This is a genomic window from Burkholderia sp. IDO3 (assembly GCF_003366075.1).
GTDB lineage: Bacteria > Pseudomonadota > Gammaproteobacteria > Burkholderiales > Burkholderiaceae > Burkholderia > Burkholderia anthina.
The window spans coordinates 3559371-3582201 of record NZ_CP028963.1 but is presented as its reverse complement, the minus strand read 5'-3'; the positions used below and the strand labels follow the sequence as shown (position 1 = coordinate 3582201).

The window sequence follows — 22831 nt, the reverse complement described above, 5'->3', positions numbered from 1 at the left end:
CGGAAGGCGTTGCACCGTTCGGGGCGGCCCGCTCCGGGCGCCCTGCACGGGGATGACGATCGGTTCAGTGCCCGCGCCGCGCGCGGCGCCACGGATGCTTCCAGTCGATGTGCGGTGCGTTTTCGTCGCGCGGATGCTGGCGCCGATGTTCCTGCCAAAGCTCGTCGGAGAACAGCGCAGCCACGATCACGAGTGGCAGCACGAGGAAAATGCCGAGTATGACTTGCTCGATCACGATAGCCTCCTTGCGGTGGCAGGAACCGTTGTCCCCATTCTAGGCTCTGAACTCGGCCCGCGGTCAACTTCTTACAACGCAAAACGCGCGGCGTTCGGCGCAGCGGCGCCGACGCGTTTTACACGCGCGCGGACATCAAAAAAGGACACGAACATGCAACTCCAGAACGACAACCACACGCTCGCATTGCGGCCGCTGGAGCGCCAGGATCTGCGCTTCGTCCACGAACTGAACAACGACGCGAAAATCATGCGCTACTGGTTCGAGGAGCCGTATGAAACCTTCTCGGAGCTGTCGCAACTGTATGACCGCCACGTGCACGACCAGCGCGAGCGCCGCTTCGTCGCGGTCGATACGCAGGACGAACTCGTGGGTCTCGTCGAACTGATCGAGCTCGACTACATCCACCGTCGCGGCGAGTTCCAGATCATCATCGCGCCGCAATGCCAGGGCCGCGGCTATGCGGGCCAGGCGACGCGTCTCGCGATCGAGTACGCATTCAAGGTGCTGAACATGCGCAAGCTGTACCTGATCGTCGATACGTCGAACGCCGCGGCGATCCACGTGTACGAGAAATGCGGGTTCCAGCACGAGGCGGAATTGAAGGAAGAATTTTTCGGAAACGGCGCGTATCACAACGCATATCGCATGTGCATCTTCCAGCGCGATTATTTCGAGCATGCACAAACGGACTGAATAAATCCGGGTAGAAGCACATGCCGGAATTCACCGCTCGGCCATGCTGCCGCGGGTGCGACGCATGCGGGGAAATCCGGGTAAATACGAGAACGCTTATACCTGGCATTTTTCTTGTATCAGGTAATGGCCACCCCGCACTGCGGTAAATTCATATCGTTTCGGACGACTTTAGGTGCGATGCATCAAAGTCGCGCCGATATTGAAATGAATTATCCAAACCGTTCAATCGGCGTGTTGTAATTTTGCTGAAAGCCTTGTCGGGCAGTGCTTTGCGCTCGGCGGTACGGGCCTGTGCGCGGTGCGGCAAGCGTCGCCGCGCATGCGCGGCACGCGAAAATCCGGCGGCGCGCAGGGTGCGACAATCGGCCGCTATTGCGATCGCACAACAAATGTGCTTGATATCGCTTGCCGGTCTTCTAAAGTGAAAAACGCGGGTTCACGATCACCTTTAAACACATAGCTAACCCAGCTTGGTGCCCGCAAGCCTGGAGACAAATATGATGAAGCGAGCCGGTGTCCTTTTCGCCCTTGTCGGCGCATTTTCCTTCGTGTCGATTGCCCAGGCAGACGGTGATTCGGCCGTCAAGCCGAAGCAGGAAATCCAGCTGACGAAGAATGCATGGGGCTGTCTGTCGAAAGACAATCTGGACTCCGTACTGAGTCATGAGCGTGACGGCAAGTCGCAGGCGAGGCAGCAGTACTTCGACGACTACCGTTGCCTGTCGGTGCCGGAAGGCCAGCGCTTCCGCGTGGTGTCGGTCGATCAGGGCGACGTGCAGTTCGTGAGCGCCGACAACAGCGACCAGCAAGGCCTCTGGACCGATTCGCGCTTCGTAAAGCAATAACCCGCAGCGTACCTCTCGCCATCGCGCTCCGGCCGTGCACGCCGGCGGCGCGGCCTGAATGCGGCCCGGCCGATGCCGGGCCGTCGTGCTGTGGCGCACGCATCGAGCGCCGGGCGGCGCGCATTCGGTATCATCACGACCCGACCGAACCGAATGCCCGCCCGGGCCGCATCCGCATGGCGCTGAAATCCACGATCTACAAAGCCGAACTGCAAATCGCCGACATGGATCGGCACTACTACGCCGATCACGCGTTGACGGTTGCACGTCACCCGTCGGAAACCGACGACCGGATGATGGTGCGCATCGTCGCGTTCGCGCTGTTCGCGCACGAGCGTCTCGAGTTCTCCAAGGGGCTGTCGGACGTCGACGAACCCGATCTGTGGCAAAAGGATCTGACGGGCGCGATCGACGTCTGGATCGAGGCAGGCCAGCCCGACGAGCGGCGCATCTCGAAGGCTGCCGGCCGCGCCGGACAGGTTACGGTGATCGCATACGGCGGCAAGACGTCGGATATCTGGTGGCAGGGCGTGCGCAGCAAGGTCGAACGGCTGCGCAACGTGCAGGTGCTGTCGCTGGCCGACGGCGTCGCGACTGCGCTCGGGCAGCTGGCCGAGCGCACGATGCGTTTGCAGTGCACGGTGCAGGACGGCGCCGCATGGATCTCGAGCGCGGACCACGATCCCGTCGCGGTCGAGTGGACGGTGCTGAAGGCGCGCGCGGACGCGTGAACTCTCGCGCTCAGCCGGGCGCGGCGGGCGGCCCCTTGAATTCCAGCATGTTCCCTTCGGGATCGAACAGATAGATCGACGGCCCGTAGCCGCCCGCACCGTAGCGTTCGGCGGGGGCGCCGGGCCGCGCGCCGCAGGCGGCGAAATGCTCGGTCAGCGCGGCGGGATCGAACGGCTCGACGCGCAGGCACAGGTGATCGAGGTTGCGTCCCGTGCCCGGCGGGCCGCTGTCAGGGCGATCGATCGGGCCGCCGACCGACAGCAGGTCGATCAGCGCGTCGCCCGCGCGCAATTGCACGAGGCCCAGGTCGGGCTGTTCCTTTTCCACGTGGCAGCCGACGGCATCGCAGTAAAAGCGCGTCATCGCGGCCATGTCGGTCACGCGCAGCACGACGTGATCGATCGCGCGGATGGTCGGTTTCATGAACGGGCACTCCTTCGCGGACAGCGTGCACCGAGTGTAGACCGCACCGGCGACGCGCGCCGGAACGGCCACGAGCGATGGACGAAAAAAAGCCCGTTCACGCAGAGCGGAACGGGCTTAATCCATATCAGGAGGAGACATGGAGGAGACAGTTCCAACTATACACACGGCGATGGTGCGTTGCAATATTTCGAGTGTAAAAAATCGTCAGGACGGCGATTTGTCGCAGCCGCACTGCAGCAAAAGCGTGACGGGATGATGACGAAAGCGGCGCCCGGACAGCGCCGGCGCGGCTTTTCGTCCGATCGACCGATTGCGATATGCCCCCGGTTTATGCCCCGCTTTCGCCGACGCGAATCACAGAGCAAGATTCAGGGCGCGACGGCATGTGCCGATGTCTAGAGTAGGCACCATCTACACTAGAGAGTGCGAGGTTCAGATGAAAACCGCCTATCCGACCGACGATGCCCGCTGGGGCGCCGTGACCGCCCGCGATCCGCATGCGGACGGTGCGTTCTTCTATGCCGTGCGCACCACCGGCGTGTTCTGCCGCCCGAGCTGCGCGTCGCGGCTGCCGCGGCGCGAGCACGTGTCCTTCTTTGCCGATCCGGCCGCCGCACGTGCAGCCGGGTTCCGGCCGTGCAAGCGCTGCCAGCCGGAAGGGCTGCCGCGCGAGCTGGAAATCGTCAATCGCGCGTGCGCAGTGCTCGACGCGCATGCCGAGCGGCTCACGCTGCAGCAACTGAGCGACGCCGTGCATGTGAGCCCGTTCCATCTGCAGCGGCTCTTCAAGCGCGTGGTCGGCGTGTCGCCGCGACAGTATCAGGCCGCGCAGCGCGGCGCCGCGCTGCGGCAGGCGCTGCAAAGCGGGCAGCCGGTCACGCAGGCCGCCGTCGACGCGGGCTTCAATTCGCCGTCGCGGCTCTATGCATCGGTGCCGCGCGAGCTCGGGATGGCGCCGTCCGCGTTCCGCCGCCAGGGCGCCGGCCTGCGGATCGACTATGCGACCGCGGCGACGCCGCTCGGCACGGTGCTCGTCGCCGCGACCGGACAGGGCATCTGCCGGATCGCGTTCGGCGACGCGCCGGCCGCGCTCGTCGCCGAGCTGACGGACGCGTTCGCGCGCGCCGAGCTGGTCGAAGCGCCGTCGCGGCTCGCGCCGTTCGTCGCGCAGATCCGGGCGTACCTGGACGGCACGCGGCACGCGTTCGACCTGCCGCTCGACATCGCGCCGACCGCGTTCCAGCAGCGCGTGTGGGAAGCGCTCACGCATATCCCGTACGGCGAAACGCGCAGCTATTCGGAGATCGCCGAGGCGCTGGGCTCGCCGCGCGCGGTGCGGGCCGTCGCGTCGGCATGCGCGTCGAACCCGGTCGCGCTCGCGATTCCGTGTCACCGTGTCGTGCAGAAGGGCGGCGCGCTCGCCGGATATCGCTGGGGCGTGCGCCGCAAGGCGACGCTGCTCGCATCCGAGGCGCGTCATGCGCACGGCGATGAAACCGATGTCGTTGCGGAGGGCAACGCAGCTTGAGCATTGAACAAACCATGATCACGTCCATCGCGAACGGCGGCCATGTGCCGCCGTCCGCGCAGATGGAACTGCGCTTCAAGGCGCCGTACGACTGGGCGCGCATGCTGCGCTTCTTCAGCGGACGTGCGATTCCGGGCGTCGAGCAGGTCGTCGACGGCGTGTATCGCCGCATCGTCGATCTGCATGGCGACGCGGGCCGGCTCACCGTCACGAAGCATCCGCGCAGGCATTGCCTGATCGCGACGGTCGAAGGGGCGGCCGCGCGTCGTGTCGACGACGCATTCGCGCGTCGCGTCGCGTCGATGTTCGACCTCGGCGCCGATCCGGCCGCGATCGGCGGCGCGCTCGGGCGCGATCCGTGGTTCGCGCCGCTCGTCGAGGCCGCGCCGGGATTGCGCGTGCCGGGTGCCTGGTCGGGGTTCGAACTCGCGGTGCGCGCGATCGTCGGCCAGCAGGTGAGCGTGAAGGCGGCGACGACGATCGTCGGCCGGCTCGTCGAACGGGCGGGCGAGCGCGTCGCGCATGACGGCGGCACGGCCGCGCCGGACGGCGTGCCCGCATGGCGTTTTCCGACGCCGGACGCGCTGGCTGCGTGCGATCTCCAGAAGATCGGGATGCCCGGCAAGCGGGCGGCGGCGCTGACGGGCATGGCGCGCGCGGTGGCGGCCGGCGACGTGCCGCTCGACCCCGCGCATGCCGATCTCGGCACGCTGCGCAGCGCATGGCTCGATCTGCCGGGCATCGGCCCGTGGACCGTCGAATACATCGCGATGCGCGCATGGCGCGACCCCGACGCGTGGCCGGCGTCCGATCTCGTGCTGATGCAGTCGATCACCGCGCGCGATCCGTCGCTCGACCGGCTCGCGAGCCAGAAGCATCGCACCGAAGGCTGGCGGCCGTGGCGCGCGTATGCGGCGCTGCATTTGTGGAACGACGTGGCGGACCGGGCCGGCGGCGCGCGCGGCGGGTGAAGGGCGTGGTAGCCGGTCGCCCGGGGTGAACGAGCGCCGCCGCGATGCAGCTCGTGCAGGGCGAACGCCGGGCGGATCGGTCGGCCTCCTCATGGTTACGCCCGCTGTGCGCGATTCGGCGAATCCGGCTCGGGCCATGTCGAATGCACGGCGCGATTCGCGTACGGCGAGCACGGGTTGACGGGTTCGGTAGCGCCGGTTGCACCTGTCGCCGCAGAGGTGCACGCCGTGTTCCGTCCGACGAATTCGCATCGATCGCCACGCGCGTCGGCATCGACGCGAAGCCGGCCGTGCGCGACATGATGGCCGCCATCGCTCCGTCCGGCGGCCCGCCGCGCCGCGCGCGGCCTGCCCTGAGCCGCCTCAAGCGCGTGTTACGGCGAGATGTTAAAGTGCCCGCTACCAACGAAGCGACCAATAATCCAGCCGGCCGCGCGCGGCGTTCTGCACGCGGCCGTCACGCACTTGCGTCTCCATGTCGAACACCATGACTCACCGCCAGTCCGAACTGCTGCTGAATCGTCTCGAAGCGCTGAGCTCGGGCCCGACGCGGCAGCATCTGCCCGACGGCCTGCGCGGCATCGAAAAGGAAAGCCTGCGCGTGACGCGCGACGGGATGATCGCGTTCACGCCGCATCCGCGCGCACTCGGTTCGGCACTCACGCACCCGTCACTGACGACCGACTATTCCGAAGCGCTGATCGAACTGATCACGCCGGCGGAACCCGACGCATCGATCACGCTCGAGCGTCTCGACGATCTGCACCGCTACGTGTATGCGTCGCTCGGCGACGAGATGCTGTGGAACGACTCGATGCCGGGCCTGTTGCCGGCCGACGATGACATTCCGATCGCCGATTACGGCACGTCGAACATCGGCCGCCTGAAGACGGTGTACCGCCGCGGCCTCGCGTATCGCTACGGCCGCACGATGCAGTGCATCGCCGGTATCCACTACAACTACTCGCTGCACGAGGAAGTGTGGCGGCGCCTGCATGCGGAAGAAGGGTCGACGGCCACGCTCGTCGATTACCAGTCGGAGCGCTATCTCGCGCAGATCCGCAACTTCCGCCGCCGCAGCTGGCTGCTGATGTACCTGTTCGGCGCATCGCCGGCGCTCGACGCGAAATTCCTGCGCGGCAAGCCGCACAAGCTCAACGCATTCGATGCCGATACGCTGTACCGGCCGTATGCGACGAGCCTGCGGATGAGCGACCTCGGTTACTCGAACACGACCGCGCAGGCCGCGCTGCACGTCGACTACAACACGCTGCCCGGTTATCTCGACGCGCTGTCGAAGGCCGTGAGCGAAGCGTATCCGCCGTACGAGGCGATCGGCACGCACCGCGACGGCGAGTGGATCCAGATCAACACGAACGTGCTGCAGATCGAGAACGAGTTCTACTCGACGATCCGGCCGAAGCGCGTCACGTATTCGGGCGAGCGTCCGCTGCATGCGCTCGCGTCGCGCGGCGTGCAGTACATCGAAGTGCGCTGCCTCGACATCGACCCGTTCGAACCGACCGGCATCGCGCTCGACACCGCGCGCTTCATCGACGCGTTCCTGCTCGCCTGCGCGCTCGACGACAGCCCGATGCTCGACTGCGATGCGTACAAGGAAGCGAATGCGAACTTCGGCAGCGTGACGATGGACGGCCGCAAGCCGGGGCTCACGCTGACGCGCGACGGCCAGCCGGTCACGCTGCAGGCGTGGGCGGACGACCTGATGGCCGATATCGAGACCATCGGGCGCCGGCTCGACGAGATTCGTGGCGGCGACGAGCATGTGCGCGCGATCGCCGCGCAGCGCGAGAAGCTTGCGGATCCGGAGCGTACACCGTCGGCGCGCGTGCTGCGTACGATGCGCGAGAACGGGCAGTCGTTCCTCGACTTCGCGCTCGCGCACAGCGAAGTGCATGCCGCGCACTTCCGTGCGAATCCGCCTTCGGCCGATACGATGCGCGCCGAGCAGGCGCTTGCCGCGAAGTCGCTCGCCGAGCAGGCCGAACTGGAGGCGAAGGAGGCCGGATCGTTCGACGCGTTCGTCGCGGCCTATCGTGCGTACACGCTGAACCGCTTCAGCGTTTGATCGCCGCCGCCCGCTGCGCGACGCGCAGCGGGCCGGCCGGCTGCGGGCCGGGTTGTAGCGCGCTCATGCGCTCGTCCCGGTTTCTCCCGCTTCAAGCATCAATGATGCGCGTACGTGTCGCGATCGACCACCTGCGGCAGCGCCGGCTTCCCCGATTCCACATTTGCATGGCCGTTGCTGCCGTAGCCGGCCGCGTCGCCGCGCGCCTGCGCGGCACGCTGCATGACTTCCTGCATGTTTTGCGGAAAGTCGGGACTGCTGGCGAGACTCGTCCGGTAGCCGGCGGCCTGCAATTCCACGAGTTCCTGGCGAACGTCCGCACGCGTCAGCGTCGACGCGGCCTGGGCTTGGGCCTGGGCGGCCACGGCCGAGCCGATCAGCAGTAACGTGCAGGCCGCAAGTTTCATGGTTTTCATGGTGTTTGCTCCGTGAAGTTCCGGCGCCGCGCATTCGTCGGCGCGGGCGGAATCGATGCAGCCAGTCTAGGCTTCGGACGCCAAACGAAACATCCCGCTCGCCGTCAGGCACCTTTGCCGGCTGTGCAACATTGCGGCGACTGGCTGGCGCGCGCGTCAGCCAGCCGCCATCGGCCGTTCATCGTGCGGCCGGCGGCGTGTCGCGGGCGCCGCGCATCGGGCTTGTCCCCCCTTGTGCAAGCGCGATGCGCCTCCTAACCTTTTTAAGCGACCGATCGGTCGGCGCTGTCGCATGGTTGCATGCGCAAACGTCGGGGATCGTCGCGTCCGTGGAACGAACACTTGGCACGAGGCGAAGCACGCGCGACGGCGCAGGCTATCGCCGACTGCACAAGCCGCAAGAATCGGAGCACGCGCCGAAGCGCCAAGTCCTGCCGGCATCCGAGCGGCCACGGAGCATGGGGCTGGAGCAAGCACCCAAGCGCCAGCTCCAATCGACCGCGAAGCATGGGACTGGAGTAAAGCGCTAAAGCGCCGACTCCAATCGACCGCAAAGCATGGGATTGGAGTAAGCGCCAAAGCGCCGACTCCAATCGACCGCAAAGCATGGGATTGGAGTAAGCGCTAAAGCGCCGACTCCAATCGACAACGGAGACACGATGAATCCCACTGCAGCCCTGCCGCCCGGCATCTTGTTCGCACAGCCGTTGACGCCCGTCGCCAACTCGCTGTTCCTGTCGTTTCTCGTCGCGGTGATCCCGATCGCGGTCGCGCTGATCGCGCTCGGCGTGCTGCGCCGGCCGGCGTGGCAGGCGTCGCTGGCCGGGCTCGTCGCCGGCCTCGCGGTCGCGATCGGCGCGTGGGGCATGCCGGCCGGCCTCGCGCTCAACGCGGTCGGCGCCGGCATGGCGCTCGCGGTCGTGCCCGTGATGTGGATCGTCTTCAACGCCTTGCTGCTGTACAACATCGCGGTGAAGTCGGGGCGCTTCGACCAGTTCCGGCAGTGGATGCTCGACAACCTGCCCGACGATCGGCGCCTCGTGCTGCTCGTCGTCGCGTTCTCGTTCGGCTGCCTGCTCGAAGGGATCTCGGGCTTCGGCACGCCGGTCGCGATCACCAGCGCGCTGCTGATCGCACTCGGCTTCCCCGCGCTCGAAGCGCTCACCTACACGCTGCTGTTCAACACGGCGCCGGTCGCGTTCGGCGCGCTCGGCGTGCCGATCACCGTGCTCGGCGCGGTCACGTCGCTGCCGCCGACCACGCTTGCCGCGATGGTCGGCCGGCAACTGCCGTTCTTTGCGCTGCTGCTGCCGTTCTACGTGGTCGGCGCGTATGGCGGCCTGCGCTCGATTGCGAAGCTGTGGCCCGCGCTGCTCGTGTCCGGCGGCAGCTTCGCGATCGCGCAGTTCGTCACGTCGAACTTCCTCGGCTATCAGCTCACCGACGTGCTGGCGTCGCTCACGTCGCTGATCGTCACGATCGGCTTCCTGCAGGTGTGGAAGCCGCAGCCCGATCCGCAATACGCACTCGCGCGCAGCGTGCCCGCGACGGCCGGCGCCGCGCGTGCGGGCTTCGGCGGCTGGCTGCCGTGGATCGTCGTGTCGGTGGTCGTGATCGTCTGGGTGCACGCGAACATCGCCGCGATCGGCGACGTGAAGATCAAGTGGCCGGGCCTGCACAACACGGTGTTCGTGTCGCTGTACCACAAGCCGTATGCGGCGGTCTGGGACTTCCAGCCGCTCGGCACCGGCACCGCGATCCTCGTGTCGGCAATCATCACGGCCGCGATGACGCGCACGGGCATCGGCGCGTTCTTCGAATGCGTGGTCAAGACGTGGCGGCAGACGTGGATCGCGATCGTCACGGTGATGATGATCGTCGGCCTCGCGTACCTGCTGAACTACTCGGGGATCAGCTACACGCTCGGCACCGGCGTCGCGTCGACCGGCGCGCTGTTCCCGCTCGTGTCGGCGTCGCTCGGCTGGATCGCGGTGTTCCTGTCCGGCAGCGATACGTCGGGCAATGCGCTGTTCGGCAACCTGCAGGTGGTCGCCGCCCGGCAGCTCGGCCTCGATCCGGTGCTGATGGCCGCGACCAACTCGTCCGGCGGCGTGATGGGCAAGATGATCTCGCCGCAGAACATCGCGACGGGCGTGTCGACGACGGACCTGAAGGGGCAGGAGGGCGTCGTGTTCGCGCGCACCTTCTGGCACAGCGTGATTCTCACGCTGCTGCTCGGCGTGCTGGTGTTCCTGCAGCAGCACGTGCTGACGTGGATGATCCCGGCGCTGCCGAAGTAACGCGCGGCGCAGGGCAGGAAGGAAGGCACGAGGAAAACAACGAGGGAAGGCGCGGGAATAGCGCCGGAAAGACGATGGAAGGGCGCGGAACCGGTGAACGCGCGGCGGCTCAGCGCGCGTTCACCTGCCGCGTTGCAGGCATCGCATCGTGCGCTGCATGCTGCGCCGGCAGGATGCACGCGAGGAACGCATCGATCGCGGGGCTGTGGCGGCGCGCCTTCAGGTAGTACACGTATTCGTCGATCGTCGTGTCGACACCGCGCAGCTCGACGACGCGCAGGTCCGGATGACGCTCGGCCTCGCCGCGCGGAAAGAGGCTCCCGCCGACGCTGTGCAGGACGGCCTCGCGGATCGCTTCGCGGCTGCCGATCTCGGCGACCGAGGTGGCCGCGACGCCGGCCGATGCGAGGATCGTCTCCGTGCAGCGGCGCGTGACCGAGCCTTCCTCGCGAATCAGCAGCCGCACGTCGGCGAGCTGCGCGGCGTCGATCGCGTCGAAGCGCGCGAGCGGATGGTCGCGATGCACGACGAGCACCAGCGGATCGGTCGAGATCACTTTGCGTTCGAGGCCTTCCGCGTCATTGCGCTGCGACGACACCGCGAGATCGATGCGGAATTCGTGCAGCGCCTGCAGGATTTCCTCGGAATTGCCGATCCGGCACGTGAGCGCGATCGATGGATGCGCGTGCGAGAAACGGCCGACCGCATCCATGATGTAGTACGGCCCGGTCGCGCCGATCCGCAACTGACCTTCGAACAGGCCGCCGATGTTGCGCAGCGTGACGTCGGCCTGCGCTTCGAGCGCGATCATCTTCTCGATGAGCGGCAGCAGCTCGATGCCGGTCTCGGTGACCTCGAGCTTGCGGCCGCTGCGGTAGAACAACTCGACGCCGTACAGCTGCTCGACCTGCCGGATCTGCGCGGCGATCGTCGGCTGGCTCACGCCGAGGTGGCGCGCGGCGCGCGTGATGCTGCCCTGCCGGACGGTCGCATGGAACGCCTTCAGCTGATCGAACACGACTCGGCTTCTCCCCCTCTGTATCGCGCGTCAGCGTAGCGCATGCGTATGTCGGCCGGATGAAAGGCGCGTTGTGCGCCGCTTCGCAAAAAAGCTGGGGGTGAGCGCAAGAAACCTGCTGGAACCGGTCACGGCCGGGACATGCCGGTGCGGACTAATAGCGGCAACGCACCGACCGCCGGCCCCGCTCGACCGGCGCCATCCCTCCTACGACAAACAGGATCTTCTTCATGTCCGCCACCAATCGACGCGATTTCCTGCGCCTCGCCGCCCAGTCGGCCGGCGCGATGGCCGCCTACGCCGGCTTTCCGCCGGCCATCCGCAACGCGCTGGCCATGCCGGCCGCGTATCGCACCGGCACGATCCGCGACGTCGAACACGTCGTGATCTTCATGCAGGAAAACCGCTCGTTCGACCATTACTTCGGCGGGTTGCGCGGCGTGCGCGGTTTCAACGACCCGCGCCCGCACCTGCTGCCGAGCGGCGCGCCGGTGTGGCAGCAGCCGCCGGCGTCGGTGTTCACGAAGAACTACCATTCGCGCGGGCTCGATCCGGCCGCGCCGTACGTGCTGCCGTTCTACCTCGATCCGAAGCAGACGACCGAATTCCAGCCGGGCACCAACCACGGCTGGAGCAGCGGCCATCTGTCCTGGAACAACGGCCAGTGGGACCAGTGGGTGAACCAGAAGCAGGATGTCCTGACGATGGGCTACCTGAAGCGCCAGGATCTTACGTACCACTACGCACTCGCCGACGCGTTCACGATCTGCGATTCGTACTTCTGCTCCGCGCACGCCGACACGGCGCCGAACCGCATCTATCTGTGGACCGGCACGATCGACCCGCGCAACGTCTACGGCAACCCGCCGAACGGCCCGGGCATCGGCGAGCGCGACGATGTGAACGGCTACACGTGGACGACCTACGCGGAACGCCTCGAGAACGCGAAGATCAGCTGGAAGCTGTACCAGGGCGGCACCGGCATTCCGGGCGACCCGACCGACAACTACACCGACAATTCGCTGATGTTCTTCAAGCGCTTCCAGGTGAAGGAAGGCGCGAGCGGCCCGCTCGTCGACAAGGGCGCGTCGGATCACACGCTCGCCGAGCTGAAGGCGGACGTGCAGGCGAACCGGCTGCCGCAGGTGTCGTGGATCGTCGCGCCGTACAAGTACAGCGAGCACCCGCAGGCGTCGCCGACCGACGGCGCGTTCTACATCGACATGGTGCTCGAAGCGCTGACGTCGAACCCCGAGGTGTGGGCGAAGACGGTGTTCATCCTGAACTACGACGAGAACGACGGGCTGTTCGACCACGTCGTGCCGCCGGTGCCGCCGGTCACGAGCGGTGTGGGCGGCCAGGGCATCGTGTCGTCGAACCTGCTGTCGAACCTCGGCGACGAACTGCTCGACCTGAACAAGTATCCGGGCGAGATGAGCCCGCTCGTGCCGGGCGCGGACCCGGGCGGCATCCAGCCGATCGGCCTCGGGCCGCGCGTGCCGCTGATCATCATCTCGCCGTGGACGAAGGGCGGCTGGGTCTGCTCGGAGACGTTCGACCATACGTCGGTGCTGCGTTTCCTCGAAGCGCGCTTCGGCGTGAAGGAGCCGAACATCAGCGCGTGGCGCCGGTCGATCTGCGGCGACCTCACGTCGGCGTTCGACTTCTCCGCGCGCCCCGACACGCGCACGGCGAGCTTCACGGTGCCCCAGCACATCGCGACGGCCGGCCAGGCGTACCAGGTGCCCGCGCAGCAGTCGATGCCGGCGCAGGAAGCGGGCACGCGTCCGGCACGTGCGTTGCCGTACGAACTGTTCGTGCATGCCCGCGTGAACGGCCGCGACGACGCTGTATCGCTCGATTTCGCGAATTCGGGCGATGCGGGCGCCGCGTTCTACGTGTACGACCGCCGCAATCCGGCGACGCCGCCGCGCCGCTATGCGGTGTCGTCGCACGACCGGTTCGCCGATACGTGGAGCACGTCGGCCGCGGGCGGCGACTACCATCTCGCCGCGTATGGCCCGAACGGCTATCTGTGCGAATTCCAGGGCAATACGCGGCTGGCCGCTGACGCCCGCCACGCGAACCCGGAAGCGAAAATCGGCTACGACGTGCGCAACCGTCACGTGTACCTGCAACTGCGCAACAGCGGGCGCGCGAGCTGCCGTGTGGTCGTCGACAATGCATACAGCCACGCGCATGCGCGCAGCTACACGCTGGCGCCGGGCGAGCGCATCGAGGATCACTTCGAGCTGTCGTCGAGCCACGGCTGGTACGATCTGACGATCACCGCGACGACGCTGCGCGGCGGCGACGACAAGGTCGTGCGCCGCTTCGCGGGCCACGTCGAGACGGGCCGGCCGAGCCAGAGCGATCCGGGGCCGCTCAAGCAGACGGCCTGACGGCAAGCCGGCGTCGCGCGGTTCGGCGGCCTGCTTGTCCGCCGCCGCGCGACGCCGCGTGCCGGTCGGTTTCATCCGGATTCCGGCACGCGGGATTGGTTTTTGGAAACTGAAAACTGTTGACAATATGTCGGGGCGAGGGTATACAGGGATCATTCGCCGATATGGCGCCCTCGTTTTCATTCGCAGCTTTGCTGCCTGCCGACCATGACTGCCCCGAACGCGCTCAACGCCATCGAACTCCTGCAAAGCCAGTCGCTCGCGATGATTGTCCAGGACATGCTCGAGCGCGCGATCGTGTCCGGCGAATACGCACCCGGCGAGAAACTCAATGAAGTCGATATCGCGACCAAGCTGAACGTGTCGCGCGGCCCCGTGCGCGAGGCATTCCGCGCGCTCGAGCAGGCCGGGCTGCTGCGCAACGAGAAGAACCGTGGCGTGACGGTGCGCATCGTGCCGTTGCGCGAAGCCGAGGAGATCTACGAAGTGCGCGCGATGCTCGACGAATCGGTCGCGCGCGCGCTTGCGAAGCGCATTTCGCCCGATACGCTGAAGGTGCTGAAGGGCATCATCCAGTCGATGAAGGATGCCGCGAAGACGCATGACGTCACGCGCTATACCGAGCTGAACGTGCAGTTCCACGATGCGATGGTGGTGGGCGTCGGCAATACGCACCTCACTGATACCTATCGCCGGCTCGTGCGCCAGCTCGGGCTGCTGCGCCAGGCCGCGATCGAAGCCGAGGAGGATGCGATCGCGGTGTCGGCGGCCGAGCACGACAAGATCGTGCAGGCGCTCGCCGGCGGCGACGAGGAGAAGGCGGTTGCGCTTGTGCGCGAGCACGTCGCGCATGGGCTCGCGCGGATGCGCCGCACGCACGAACAGGGGCTGCCCGCGACGGGCAAGGCGGCGCGGGAGAAAGTCGCGCGCGTGTAAAGCGGCCGCGCGGGCCGCTGCATCAAAAGCAAAGGGACGCTTCTTGGCGTCCCATTTTCATTGAGCGTCACGTCATCGCATCAGCGTATTGTCACGCCTTGTCAGCCTTCCCCGCCGCACTCGCAAACTTCGCGAGCCACGTGTCGACCCTCGCCGGCTGCCGGCTCTCGTCCTCCGCGCGTTCCTTGCGGCGGATCGCGTTGCGCACGACGTGCGCGCCGACATAGCGAATCGGCTCAGGCGGGAAAGCCCCAAGCGGGCCGCGCACGATCGGGCTGCGCGTCCACGCGTTGTCGAGGCCGAGCACCAGCGACGACAGAATCTGCCCGCCCATGTAGGTCGGCCCGACGCCGTTGCCCGAATAGCCGAAGCCGTAGAACACGTTCGGCGCATCGTCGAGGCGGCCGAAGAACGGGAAGCCCGTTACCGAGCGGTCTGACGGGCCGTTCCAGCTCGCGGTGACCGGCACGCCCGCGAGCGACGGGAAGAATTCGCGCAGGCTCCGCGTGAGCTGCGCCTCGTACGGCGAGCGCTGGTCGAACACGGGCGCGATGCGGCTGCGCCACGAGAACGTGTTGCCGCCCTTGCCGAGCATCAGCCGGCCGTCGGCGGTCGTGCGGTAGTAGTAGACGAAGATCCGCGAATCGAGCACCGACACGCCGTCCACGAGCCCGGTCTGCTCGAGCAGCGCCGGGCATTTCTCGGTGATGACCATGTCGCTCGACACCACCGCTATCGTGCGCTCGAACTGCGGGAAGCGGCTCGCCATCCACGCGTTGATCGCGAAGACCAGCTTGCCCGCGCGCACGCTGCCCGACGGCGTGCGTACGACGGCCGGCTGTCCCGGCGTGAAGTCGACGAACGGCGAGCGCTCGTAGATCCGGATCCCCATCGCGAGCGCGACGCGGCGCAGCCCGCGCACGAGCTTGCCCGGATGCACGGTCGCGGCGATCGGCGAGTACACGCCGTCGAGATTGCGCGCGGAACCCGAGCGGCGCGCGACTTCGGCGGCCGGCAGCGGCGCGTAGCTGTGGATCCCGCACGCGGCGAGCGCGTCGAGCACCGGCGCGAGCGTGCCGATCTGCGCGCGGGACGTGGCGGTGTACAGCGTGCCGTCGAGCCGCAGCTCGGCATCGATGCCGTGCGCCCGGCAGAAGTCGGCGATGTGCTGGACGGCCGCTTCCGACGCCTTCACGAGCCGGATCGCTTCCGCTTCGCCGAACAGCCGCCGCAGCGTCAGGAATTTCGCGGACCACGTGAGCAGGCACCCGCCGTTGCGCCCGCTCGCGCCGGCGCCGCACAGGTCGGCCTCGAGTATCGCGATGTCGAGCGCCGGGTTCTGCTGCTTGGCCTGGATCGCGGTCCAGAGCCCCGTGAAGCCGCCGCCGACGATACAGACGTCGGCCTGCGTTGCGCCCTGCAGCGCGGGGGCGAGATCGCCATCGTTGAACAGGGCCTGTTCGATCCAGAAGGGTCGCATCGGGTGTCGTGCCAGTAGAGGTCCAGAGGTCCACCGTGCCGCGCACGGCGGGAGAAAACCAAAGCGAAACCGCCGCACGGCGACGCGCGGCGGGAAGCCGTGCGCCGCCGTGCGGCCCGGGACAGCGCGTTCAGGCGGCTGCTTCGGCGGAGATGCGGCGCACGCCCATCGCCTTCAGCGTGTCGGCGATCGCGGCGACCGCGCCCGGAATGCCGGCTTCACCGAAGTGGCCGATGCAGCCGACGCGGAACGTGTCGACTTCGGTCAGCTTGCCCGGATACAGAATGTAGCCGCGCTTTTTGACCTCCTGATAAAAGCGCTTGAAGTCGTAGTTCGGATCGTCCGGCGCGTGGAACGTGACGATGATCGGCGCCTGGATCGCCGGATCGAGGAAGGGCCGGAAGCCGAGCGCGAGCATCCCGTCGATCAGCGCGCGGTAATTGCGCTGGTAGCGGCCGCCGCGCGCGGCGAGCCCGCCTTCGTCGACGTATTGCGCGACGGCCGCATCGAGCGCCGCGACCACGTGCGTCGGCGGCGTGAAGCGCCACTGGGTCGTGCGCTGCATGTAGACCCACTGGTCGTACAGGTCCATCGCGAGCGAGTGGCTGTTGCCTTCGCAACGCTCGAGCGTGCTGCGCTTCGCGATCACGAAGCCGAGCCCCGGCACGCCTTCGAGGCATTTGCCGGATGCGGCGATCACCGCATCGAACGGCGTCGTGCGCGCGTCGATGTCGATCGCGCCGAACGAACTCATCGCGTCGACGATCAGCCCGCGGCCGTGCTGCTCGACGACCTTCGCGACGTCGTGCAGCGGGTTCAGCACGCCCGCGCCGGTTTCGCAGTGCACGAGCGCGACGTGCGTGATGGTCGGATCGGCGGCGAGCGCGCGCTCGACGTCGGCCGGATCGACGCGGCGCTCCTCGCTGTAGTCGATCGTCGTGAGCTTGCGGCCGAGCACGCGGCAGATCTTCGCGAGGCGCGCGCAGTAGGCGCCGTTGTTCGGCACCAGCAAGTGGCCGTCGCGCGGCACGAGCGTGCCGATCGCCGCTTCGACCGAGAACGTGCCGCTGCCTTGCAGCGGCACGCATTCGTGCGTGCCTTCGCCGTGCACGATCTGCAGCAGCCGTTCGCGCAGCCGCGCGGTGATCGCGTTGAAGTCGCTGTCCCACGATCCCCAGTCGCGCAGCATCGCGTCGCGCGTGCGGTCCGAGGTCGTCAGGGGGCCGGGGGTGAGCAGGATGGGCTGGGTGGCGAGCGTCATGGTGTCTCCTTGATGAAGTCGGGACGTCACGTGAATGCGGCTAAGGGATCAATGGCGATGCGGATTGCGCCAGGCCTGCGTGCGGCGCAACAGACGGTGCGAGATGCAGGCGAACAGCACGCACGCGAACGACGAGGTCGCGAGCACGAGCGTCGCCATCGCGGCGGCCGGGCCCATCTGGCCCGCGTCGTCGAGGTTCAGGATCGCGACGGACGCGGGCTGCGTGTCCGGCGAGTACAGGAACGCGACGGCGGAGACCGTCGTCATCCCGTTGACGAACAGGTAGCGCGCGATCAGCAGGATCGCGGGCAGGCACACGGGCACGGTCACGCGCACGAAGGTCTTGTAGAACGGCACCTTCAGCGACGCCGACACGGCCTCGAACTCGCTATCGATCTGCCGCAGCGCCGTGACGGCCGTCAGGTGGCTCGACGCGTAGTAGTGGACGACCGTGACGATCGCGAGCAGCCACAGCGTCCCGTACAGCCCGTTCAGCGGATTGCCGGGCGCGTTGAACAGGAAGATGTAGCTGATGCCGAGCACGAGGCCGGGCACGCCCATCGGCAGGATCGCGCACAGGCTGATGAAGCCGCGCAGCCAGCGCGCGCCGCGCGTTTTCTCGATCAGGTAGGCGCCGCCGAACACGACGATCGTGCCGCCGAGCGCGACGGTCGCCGCCATCCGCAGGCTGTTCTTGTACGCGTCGAAGATGCCGGCGCCGATCAGCCCCATCTTGTAGTGCTGCAGCCCGAGGCTCATCTGGTACGGCCAGAACTTCACGAACGACGCGAACACCGAGATGCCGACCACCGCGATGAAGAACGCGCACACCAGCGCGCAGTACGCGAGCATCGCGGCGTCGAAGCCGCGCGACGGCTTCGGCTGGTACGGCGTCGAGCGCGCGCCGAGCTGCGACTGCTGGCGGCGGCGGATGAAGTAGTCGACGCCGAACGCGACGAGCGCCGGGCACAGCAGCATCAGGCTCACGACCGCGCTGCGGTTGAAGTCCTGCAGCCCGATGATCAGCTTGTAGATGTCGGTCGACAGCACGTTGTACGAACCGCCGATCACCACCGGCACGCCGAAGTCGTTGATGCACATCGTGAACGCGACCATCGTCGCGCTGATCAGCCCGTACTTCGCGCCGGGCAGCGTGATCGTGAAGAACTTGCGCGTGCGGCGCGTGCCCATCGCGTCGGCGGCCTCGTAGAGCCGGCCGTCCGCGAGCGACAGCGCGGTGACGAGGATCATCAGCACGTGCGGGAACGATGCGTACACCATGCTCGCGACGATGCCCGGCAGCCCGTAGATCGAATGGCCGTGCAGCAGCGGTTTGAGCAGCCCCGCGTTGCCGAACCAGTAGATGAACGATACGGCGGACAGCAGCGTCGGTGCGAGCAGCGGCAGCAGCGCGATCGTGCGGGCGGCGTTCTTCAGCGGCATGCACGAGCGCGTCAGCGCATACGCGAACGTGAACGCCATCGGCACGACGATCGCCGTGACGAGCGTGCCGACCGTCAGCGAATGCAGCATCGAGCGCAGCACGCCGCTGTCCTCGAGATACTCGATGAAGTTGTGCGCGCCGACGAAGTGCCCGTCCGCATCGACGAAGCATTTCTGCACGACGAGCGCGAGCGGCAGCAGCAGGAACAGCGACATCAGCGCGGCCATCGCGACGAGCGCGAGCTGTGCGACGCGGTCGTGCCAGTGCGTGATCTGCCGCACGTCGGCGGGGGCGGCCGCGCCGCGGCGGCGTTCGGTGAGGACGGTGCTCATTGCAGTCGCTCCTTCGCGCTCGGAAACACGCGCACATGCTCTCGGTCGAGTGCGAGGTCGACCCGCGCGCCGGCCTGCACGCCGGTGCGATCGACGTCGTGATACGACAGGTCGGCGACGATCTCCTGGCCGTCGAGCCCGTCGATCTTGAAGCTCACGCGGCAGAACGCGCCGAGGAATTCGAGCTTCTCGACGCGGCCGGCCAGCACGTTGTCGGGCGTCTCGCCAGGAATGCGGATGCGCAGGTCCTCGGGGCGCACATAGACCGACACGGCCGCGCCCTGCGCCGGCCGGGTGGCGCAGGGCCGGCAGTCGAAGCCGACGCCGCCGGCGCGCAGCGTGCCGTCCTGCGCGACTTCGGCGGGAATCGTGTTGACGCGGCCGATGAAGTCCGCGACGAACGGCGACGCGGGCTGCCGGTAGATTTCGAGCGGCGTGCCGATCTGCTCGATCACGCCGTGATTCATCACGACGATGCGGTCGGCCATCGACAGCGCTTCTTCCTGGTCGTGCGTGACCATGATCGTCGTCACGCCGAGCCGCTGCTGCAGCGCGCGGATCTCCTGGCGCAGCCGCACGCGCACGCGTGCGTCGAGCGCCGACAGCGGTTCGTCGAGCAGCAGCAGGCCGGGCGACGTCGCTAGGGCGCGCGCGAGCGCGATGCGCTGCTGCTGGCCGCCGGACAACTGCCCTGGATGCTTGCGATGGCTGTCGGGCAGGCCGACCAGCGCGAGCAGCGTATGCACGCGCTCGTGGATCACCTCGCGCTTCATCTTGCGGTTCACCAGCCCGTACGCGACGTTGTCGTAGACGGTGAGGTTCGGAAACAGCGCGTACGACTGGAACACGATCCCGTAGTCGCGCAGTTGCGGCGGCAGCCGCGAGATGTCGCGGCCGTCCTGCATGATGTGGCCGGCGTTTTGCGCCTCGAGCCCCGCGATGATCCGCAGCAGCGTGGTTTTCCCGCAGCCGGACGGCCCCAGGAAGCAGATCATCTCGCCCTTCATCACGCTCAGGTTGATGTCGGTGAGGACTTGTGTGTCGTTGTACCGCTTTTCGATGCGTTCTACGCTCAGATAGGGTGCCATGCACGCCTCCACGCTGCGGGCGGCCCGCCAGCGGGCCGGATACGACGATGGGAACAGATGCGGGGCGGCGCGTGACGCGGCCCCGCTGCTGGGTGCGGCGTTACTGCCGGGTCATTGCTGCGTCTTCGCCCCGTAGCGCTTCTGCCAGGTGTCGAGAATCGACAGGCGGTTCTTCGCGGACCACACGAAGTCGTTCTTCACGAGCAGGTCCGCATAGTTGTCGGGGATGCCCGAGAGTTTGCGCGCGACGCCCGGGTACGCGACGATCGCCCACCAGCGCGCGGTGATCTCGTTCGCTTCCTTGCTCGCCATGAAGTCGGCCAGCTTCTTCGCGGCGTCCGGCTGCTTGGTCGTCTTCATGATCGCCGTGCCTTCCATGTCCCAGCCGAGCCCTTCCTTCGGGAACACCAGGTCGATCGGCGCGCCCTGCGCCTGCAGCTCGTGGCCGCGGAATTCGAACGAGATGCCGATCGGGAATTCGCCGGTGCCGGCGAGCGTGCACGGCTTCGAGCCCGAATGCACGTACTGCGCGACGTTCTTGTCGAGCGCGTCCATGAATTTCCAGCCACGGTCGTCGCCGAAGGTCTGCAGCCACGCCGTGACGTCGAGATAGCCGGTGCCCGACGACACCGGGCTCGGCATCACGATCGCGCCCTTGTAGATCGGCTTCGTCAGGTCTTCCCACGACGTCGGCTTCGGAATGTTCTTCGCCTGCGCGGCGACGCGGTTGTAGCAGATCGTCGCGCCCCACACGTCCATGCCGACCCAGCGCGGCGGCGTGTTCGCGTCGCTGTACTTGCGCGTGAGCTGGTCGAAGCCCTTCGGCGCGTACGGCATCAGCATCCCCTGCAGGTCGAGCAGCGTGAGGCTCGATGCGGCGAGACCGAGCACGACGTCCGCGCGCGGGTTGTTCTTTTCGGCGAGGAGTTTCGCGGTGACCGAGCCGGTCGAGTCGCGCACCCAGCGGATCTCGATGTCGGGGTTCGCCTTCTCGAACGCGTCCTTGTAGGGCTTCATCGCCTCGTCTTCCAGCGCGGTGTAGACGAGCAGCGACGTCTTCGCGTGGGCCGCCTGCGCCGCGCCCAGCGCGACTGCGGCGGCCAGCGCGAGACGGGCCACGCCCGTCGCCCATCCATTCAAACGCTTGTGTACCGGCACTTCGTTCATCTTCAGACCCCTTGACTGTGGCGCCGCGGCGAGCGGCGGATGAGTAGAGACCAGCCCTCTTCGTGCTTCCTCGTGTTTTCGTATTTTGCTTTCTGTTCTCTGCATGTTGTTGACAATCTACAAATCATCCATTTTAATGTCAAGCATGGAAAACACCTCCTCGGCGCGGCGCGGGCGCCGACAGCTCAACCCCCTTCGAACCGAAAGGACTGAACGTCATGACTGAAACGCCTGTATCCGTGGAAGTGAACGGCCGCCGCTACAACTGGATGAGCCGCCCCGTGGTGGTCGTCTGCGTCGACGGCTGCGCCTATGAATATCTCGAGATGGCGGCCGAGGCCGGCGTGGCGCCGTTCCTGCGCACGCTGCTGAAGCCGGGCACGGCGCTCAAGGGCGAGTGCGTGGTGCCGAGCTTCACGAACCCGAACAACCTGTCGATCGTGACCGGCGTGCCGCCGGCGATCCACGGGATCAGCGGCAACTACTTCTACGATCGCGACACCGGCGCCGAGGTGCTGATGAACGATCCGAAGTACCTCGTCGCGCCCACCGTGCTCGCGACCTTCGCCGAACAGGGCGCGCGCGTCGCGGTCGTCACCGCGAAGGACAAGCTGCGGCGCCTGCTCGGCAAGGGGCTCAAGGGCATCTGCTTCTCGTCGGAAAAGGCCGACGAGGCGAGCATCGAGGAAAACGGCATCGACAACGTGCTCGAACTGGTCGGCAAGCCGGTGCCGAGCGTGTACAGCGCGGACCTGTCGGAATTCGTGTTCGCGGCCGGCGTGCGCCTGCTCGAGACGCGCCCGATCGACCTGATGTACCTGTCGACCACCGACTACGTGCAGCACAAGTGCGCACCCGGCACGGACGGCGCGAACGCGTTCTACCAGATGATGGACACGTATCTGAAGCGGCTCGACGAACTCGGCGCGATCGTCGCGATCACGGCCGACCACGGGATGAACGCGAAGCACGACGGCGAGACCGGCGAGCCGAACGTGATCTACCTGCAGGAGCTGTTCGACGAGTGGCTCGGCCACGATGCGGCGCGCGTGATCCTGCCGATCACCGATCCGTACGTCGTGCACCACGGCGCGCTCGGCTCGTTCGCGACCGTCTACGTGCCGGATTCCGCCGATGCCGACGCGCTGCGCGCGCGACTCGCCGCGGTGGACGGCATCGAGGTCGTGCTGACGGGCGCCGAAGGCTGCGCGCGGTTCGAGCTGCCGCCGGCGCGGATGGGCGACCTGATCGTGATCTCGAAGCAGGACGTCGTGCTCGGCACGCGCCGCATCAAGCACGACCTGTCCGGCCTCGACGTGCCGCTGCGCTCGCACGGCGGGATCTCCGAGCAGATCGTGCCGCTGATCTTCAGCAAGCCGGTCGCGACCGACGTTTCGGGCCGCGCGCGGCTGCGCAACTTCGACATCATCGACATCGCGCTCAACCATCTGCAGTGATACGC

19 protein-coding genes are annotated in these 22831 nt (G+C 67.1%); 10 read left to right on the top strand and 9 right to left on the bottom strand.

The window, feature by feature from the left end; genetic code table 11:
- Positions 1–64: 64 nt before the first annotated feature.
- A complete protein-coding gene (locus DCN14_RS38495) occupies positions 65–235 on the bottom strand; it encodes a hypothetical protein (RefSeq protein ID WP_162840546.1) in 171 nt (56 codons plus the stop codon).
- Positions 236–388: 153 nt separating this feature from the next.
- Between DCN14_RS38495 and speG the strand changes: the two genes are divergently transcribed.
- The 3 genes from speG (at position 389) to DCN14_RS31565 (ending at position 2510) form a co-directional block, all read left to right on the top strand.
- Positions 389–931 (top strand): spermidine N1-acetyltransferase, encoded by a 543-nt coding sequence (gene speG / locus DCN14_RS31575; protein WP_096508423.1) that lies wholly within the window; start codon positions 389–391, stop codon positions 929–931.
- A 500-nt stretch (positions 932–1431) separates the two neighbouring features.
- Positions 1432–1779, top strand: coding sequence for a hypothetical protein (locus DCN14_RS31570; RefSeq protein WP_096508424.1), 348 nt, complete (start codon positions 1432–1434; stop codon positions 1777–1779).
- Between the two features lie 176 nt (positions 1780–1955).
- Complete coding sequence (locus tag DCN14_RS31565) at positions 1956–2510, top strand: YaeQ family protein (protein ID WP_096508425.1); 555 nt, start codon at positions 1956–1958, stop codon at positions 2508–2510.
- Between the two features lie 10 nt (positions 2511–2520).
- Here the strand turns inward: DCN14_RS31565 and DCN14_RS31560 are convergent, their stop codons facing one another.
- Entirely contained in the window at positions 2521–2934 is a 414-nt protein-coding gene (locus DCN14_RS31560) for a VOC family protein (RefSeq protein ID WP_096508426.1), read from the bottom strand.
- Positions 2935–3373: 439 nt separating this feature from the next.
- Here DCN14_RS31560 and ada point away from each other — a divergent pair, with 439 nt between their 5' ends.
- The 3 genes from ada to gshA all read left to right on the top strand — a co-directional run bounded on the left by ada (position 3374) and on the right by gshA (position 7525).
- Positions 3374–4465 carry a bifunctional DNA-binding transcriptional regulator/O6-methylguanine-DNA methyltransferase Ada gene (gene ada / locus DCN14_RS31550; protein ID WP_096508427.1) on the top strand — a complete coding sequence of 364 codons (1092 nt, stop codon included), beginning with the start codon at positions 3374–3376 and terminating at the stop codon, positions 4463–4465.
- Positions 4462–5436, top strand: a complete 975-nt coding sequence (locus DCN14_RS31545) for an AlkA N-terminal domain-containing protein (protein ID WP_096508428.1) — start codon at positions 4462–4464, stop codon at positions 5434–5436. The genes ada and DCN14_RS31545 overlap by 4 nt, the downstream gene beginning before the upstream one ends.
- A 475-nt stretch (positions 5437–5911) precedes the next feature.
- Complete coding sequence (gene gshA, locus DCN14_RS31535; RefSeq protein ID WP_162826261.1) at positions 5912–7525, top strand: glutamate--cysteine ligase; 1614 nt, start codon at positions 5912–5914, stop codon at positions 7523–7525.
- 98 nt (positions 7526–7623) lie between these two features.
- Here gshA and DCN14_RS31530 read toward each other — a convergent pair whose 3' ends face one another.
- Positions 7624–7941 (bottom strand): DUF4148 domain-containing protein, encoded by a 318-nt coding sequence (locus DCN14_RS31530; protein ID WP_096508431.1) that lies wholly within the window; start codon positions 7939–7941, stop codon positions 7624–7626.
- A 659-nt stretch (positions 7942–8600) separates the two neighbouring features.
- Here DCN14_RS31530 and DCN14_RS31520 point away from each other — a divergent pair.
- Positions 8601–10241: an L-lactate permease gene (locus DCN14_RS31520; RefSeq protein ID WP_096508433.1), complete on the top strand. Its 1641-nt coding sequence runs from the start codon at positions 8601–8603 to the stop codon at positions 10239–10241.
- 109 nt (positions 10242–10350) lie between these two features.
- Here DCN14_RS31520 and DCN14_RS31515 read toward each other — a convergent pair whose 3' ends face one another.
- The gene (locus DCN14_RS31515) at positions 10351–11259 is read right to left on the bottom strand and encodes a LysR family transcriptional regulator (RefSeq protein WP_096508434.1); all 909 of its coding nucleotides are present in this window, start codon (positions 11257–11259) and stop codon (positions 10351–10353) included.
- 230 nt (positions 11260–11489) lie between these two features.
- On the opposite strand from DCN14_RS31515, the gene DCN14_RS31510 reads away from it, so the two are divergent.
- Together DCN14_RS31510 and DCN14_RS31505 are read left to right on the top strand one after the other, a co-directional pair.
- Positions 11490–13661: a phospholipase C, phosphocholine-specific gene (locus tag DCN14_RS31510; protein WP_096508435.1), complete on the top strand. Its 2172-nt coding sequence runs from the start codon at positions 11490–11492 to the stop codon at positions 13659–13661.
- 207 nt (positions 13662–13868) lie between these two features.
- Positions 13869–14597, top strand: coding sequence for a phosphonate utilization associated transcriptional regulator (locus DCN14_RS31505; RefSeq protein WP_096508436.1), 729 nt, complete (start codon positions 13869–13871; stop codon positions 14595–14597).
- A gap of 91 nt (positions 14598–14688) precedes the next feature.
- Here DCN14_RS31505 and DCN14_RS31500 read toward each other — a convergent pair whose 3' ends face one another.
- The 5 genes from DCN14_RS31500 to DCN14_RS31480 form a co-directional block, all read right to left on the bottom strand.
- Positions 14689–16077, bottom strand: a complete 1389-nt coding sequence (locus DCN14_RS31500; RefSeq protein ID WP_096508437.1) for an FAD-dependent oxidoreductase — start codon at positions 16075–16077, stop codon at positions 14689–14691.
- A gap of 130 nt (positions 16078–16207) precedes the next feature.
- Positions 16208–17338 carry a 2-aminoethylphosphonate--pyruvate transaminase gene (locus DCN14_RS31495; protein ID WP_096508438.1) on the bottom strand — a complete coding sequence of 377 codons (1131 nt, stop codon included), beginning with the start codon at positions 17336–17338 and terminating at the stop codon, positions 16208–16210.
- A 48-nt stretch (positions 17339–17386) separates the two neighbouring features.
- The gene (locus tag DCN14_RS31490) at positions 17387–19114 is read right to left on the bottom strand and encodes a putative 2-aminoethylphosphonate ABC transporter permease subunit (protein WP_096508439.1); all 1728 of its coding nucleotides are present in this window, start codon (positions 19112–19114) and stop codon (positions 17387–17389) included.
- Complete coding sequence (locus DCN14_RS31485; protein WP_096508440.1) at positions 19111–20202, bottom strand: putative 2-aminoethylphosphonate ABC transporter ATP-binding protein; 1092 nt, start codon at positions 20200–20202, stop codon at positions 19111–19113. Before DCN14_RS31485 ends, DCN14_RS31490 begins: the two co-directional genes overlap by 4 nt.
- Positions 20203–20313: 111 nt before the next feature.
- Positions 20314–21369, bottom strand: coding sequence for a putative 2-aminoethylphosphonate ABC transporter substrate-binding protein (locus DCN14_RS31480; RefSeq protein WP_096508441.1), 1056 nt, complete (start codon positions 21367–21369; stop codon positions 20314–20316).
- Between the two features lie 218 nt (positions 21370–21587).
- On the opposite strand from DCN14_RS31480, the gene phnA reads away from it, so the two are divergent.
- On the top strand, positions 21588–22826 hold the full coding sequence (gene phnA / locus DCN14_RS31475; RefSeq protein WP_096508442.1) for a phosphonoacetate hydrolase: 1239 nt from the start codon (positions 21588–21590) through the stop codon (positions 22824–22826).
- Positions 22827–22831: the final 5 nt, after the last annotated feature.

Coding starts and splice junctions, on each gene's coding strand:
- DCN14_RS31510 (WP_096508435.1), top strand. CDS start 11,490: ATGTCCGCCACCAATCGACGCGATTTCCTGCGCCTCGCCGCCCAGTCG.
- DCN14_RS31495 (WP_096508438.1), bottom strand. CDS start 17,338: ATGACGCTCGCCACCCAGCCCATCCTGCTCACCCCCGGCCCCCTGACG.
- DCN14_RS31480 (WP_096508441.1), bottom strand. CDS start 21,369: ATGAACGAAGTGCCGGTACACAAGCGTTTGAATGGATGGGCGACGGGC.
- gshA (WP_162826261.1), top strand. CDS start 5,912: ATGTCGAACACCATGACTCACCGCCAGTCCGAACTGCTGCTGAATCGT.
- DCN14_RS31490 (WP_096508439.1), bottom strand. CDS start 19,114: ATGAGCACCGTCCTCACCGAACGCCGCCGCGGCGCGGCCGCCCCCGCC.
- DCN14_RS31565 (WP_096508425.1), top strand. CDS start 1,956: ATGGCGCTGAAATCCACGATCTACAAAGCCGAACTGCAAATCGCCGAC.
- DCN14_RS31485 (WP_096508440.1), bottom strand. CDS start 20,202: ATGGCACCCTATCTGAGCGTAGAACGCATCGAAAAGCGGTACAACGAC.
- ada (WP_096508427.1), top strand. CDS start 3,374: ATGAAAACCGCCTATCCGACCGACGATGCCCGCTGGGGCGCCGTGACC.
- speG (WP_096508423.1), top strand. CDS start 389: ATGCAACTCCAGAACGACAACCACACGCTCGCATTGCGGCCGCTGGAG.
- DCN14_RS31570 (WP_096508424.1), top strand. CDS start 1,432: ATGATGAAGCGAGCCGGTGTCCTTTTCGCCCTTGTCGGCGCATTTTCC.
- DCN14_RS31520 (WP_096508433.1), top strand. CDS start 8,601: ATGAATCCCACTGCAGCCCTGCCGCCCGGCATCTTGTTCGCACAGCCG.
- phnA (WP_096508442.1), top strand. CDS start 21,588: ATGACTGAAACGCCTGTATCCGTGGAAGTGAACGGCCGCCGCTACAAC.
- DCN14_RS31505 (WP_096508436.1), top strand. CDS start 13,869: ATGACTGCCCCGAACGCGCTCAACGCCATCGAACTCCTGCAAAGCCAG.
- DCN14_RS31530 (WP_096508431.1), bottom strand. CDS start 7,941: ATGAAAACCATGAAACTTGCGGCCTGCACGTTACTGCTGATCGGCTCG.
- DCN14_RS31560 (WP_096508426.1), bottom strand. CDS start 2,934: ATGAAACCGACCATCCGCGCGATCGATCACGTCGTGCTGCGCGTGACC.
- DCN14_RS31500 (WP_096508437.1), bottom strand. CDS start 16,077: ATGCGACCCTTCTGGATCGAACAGGCCCTGTTCAACGATGGCGATCTC.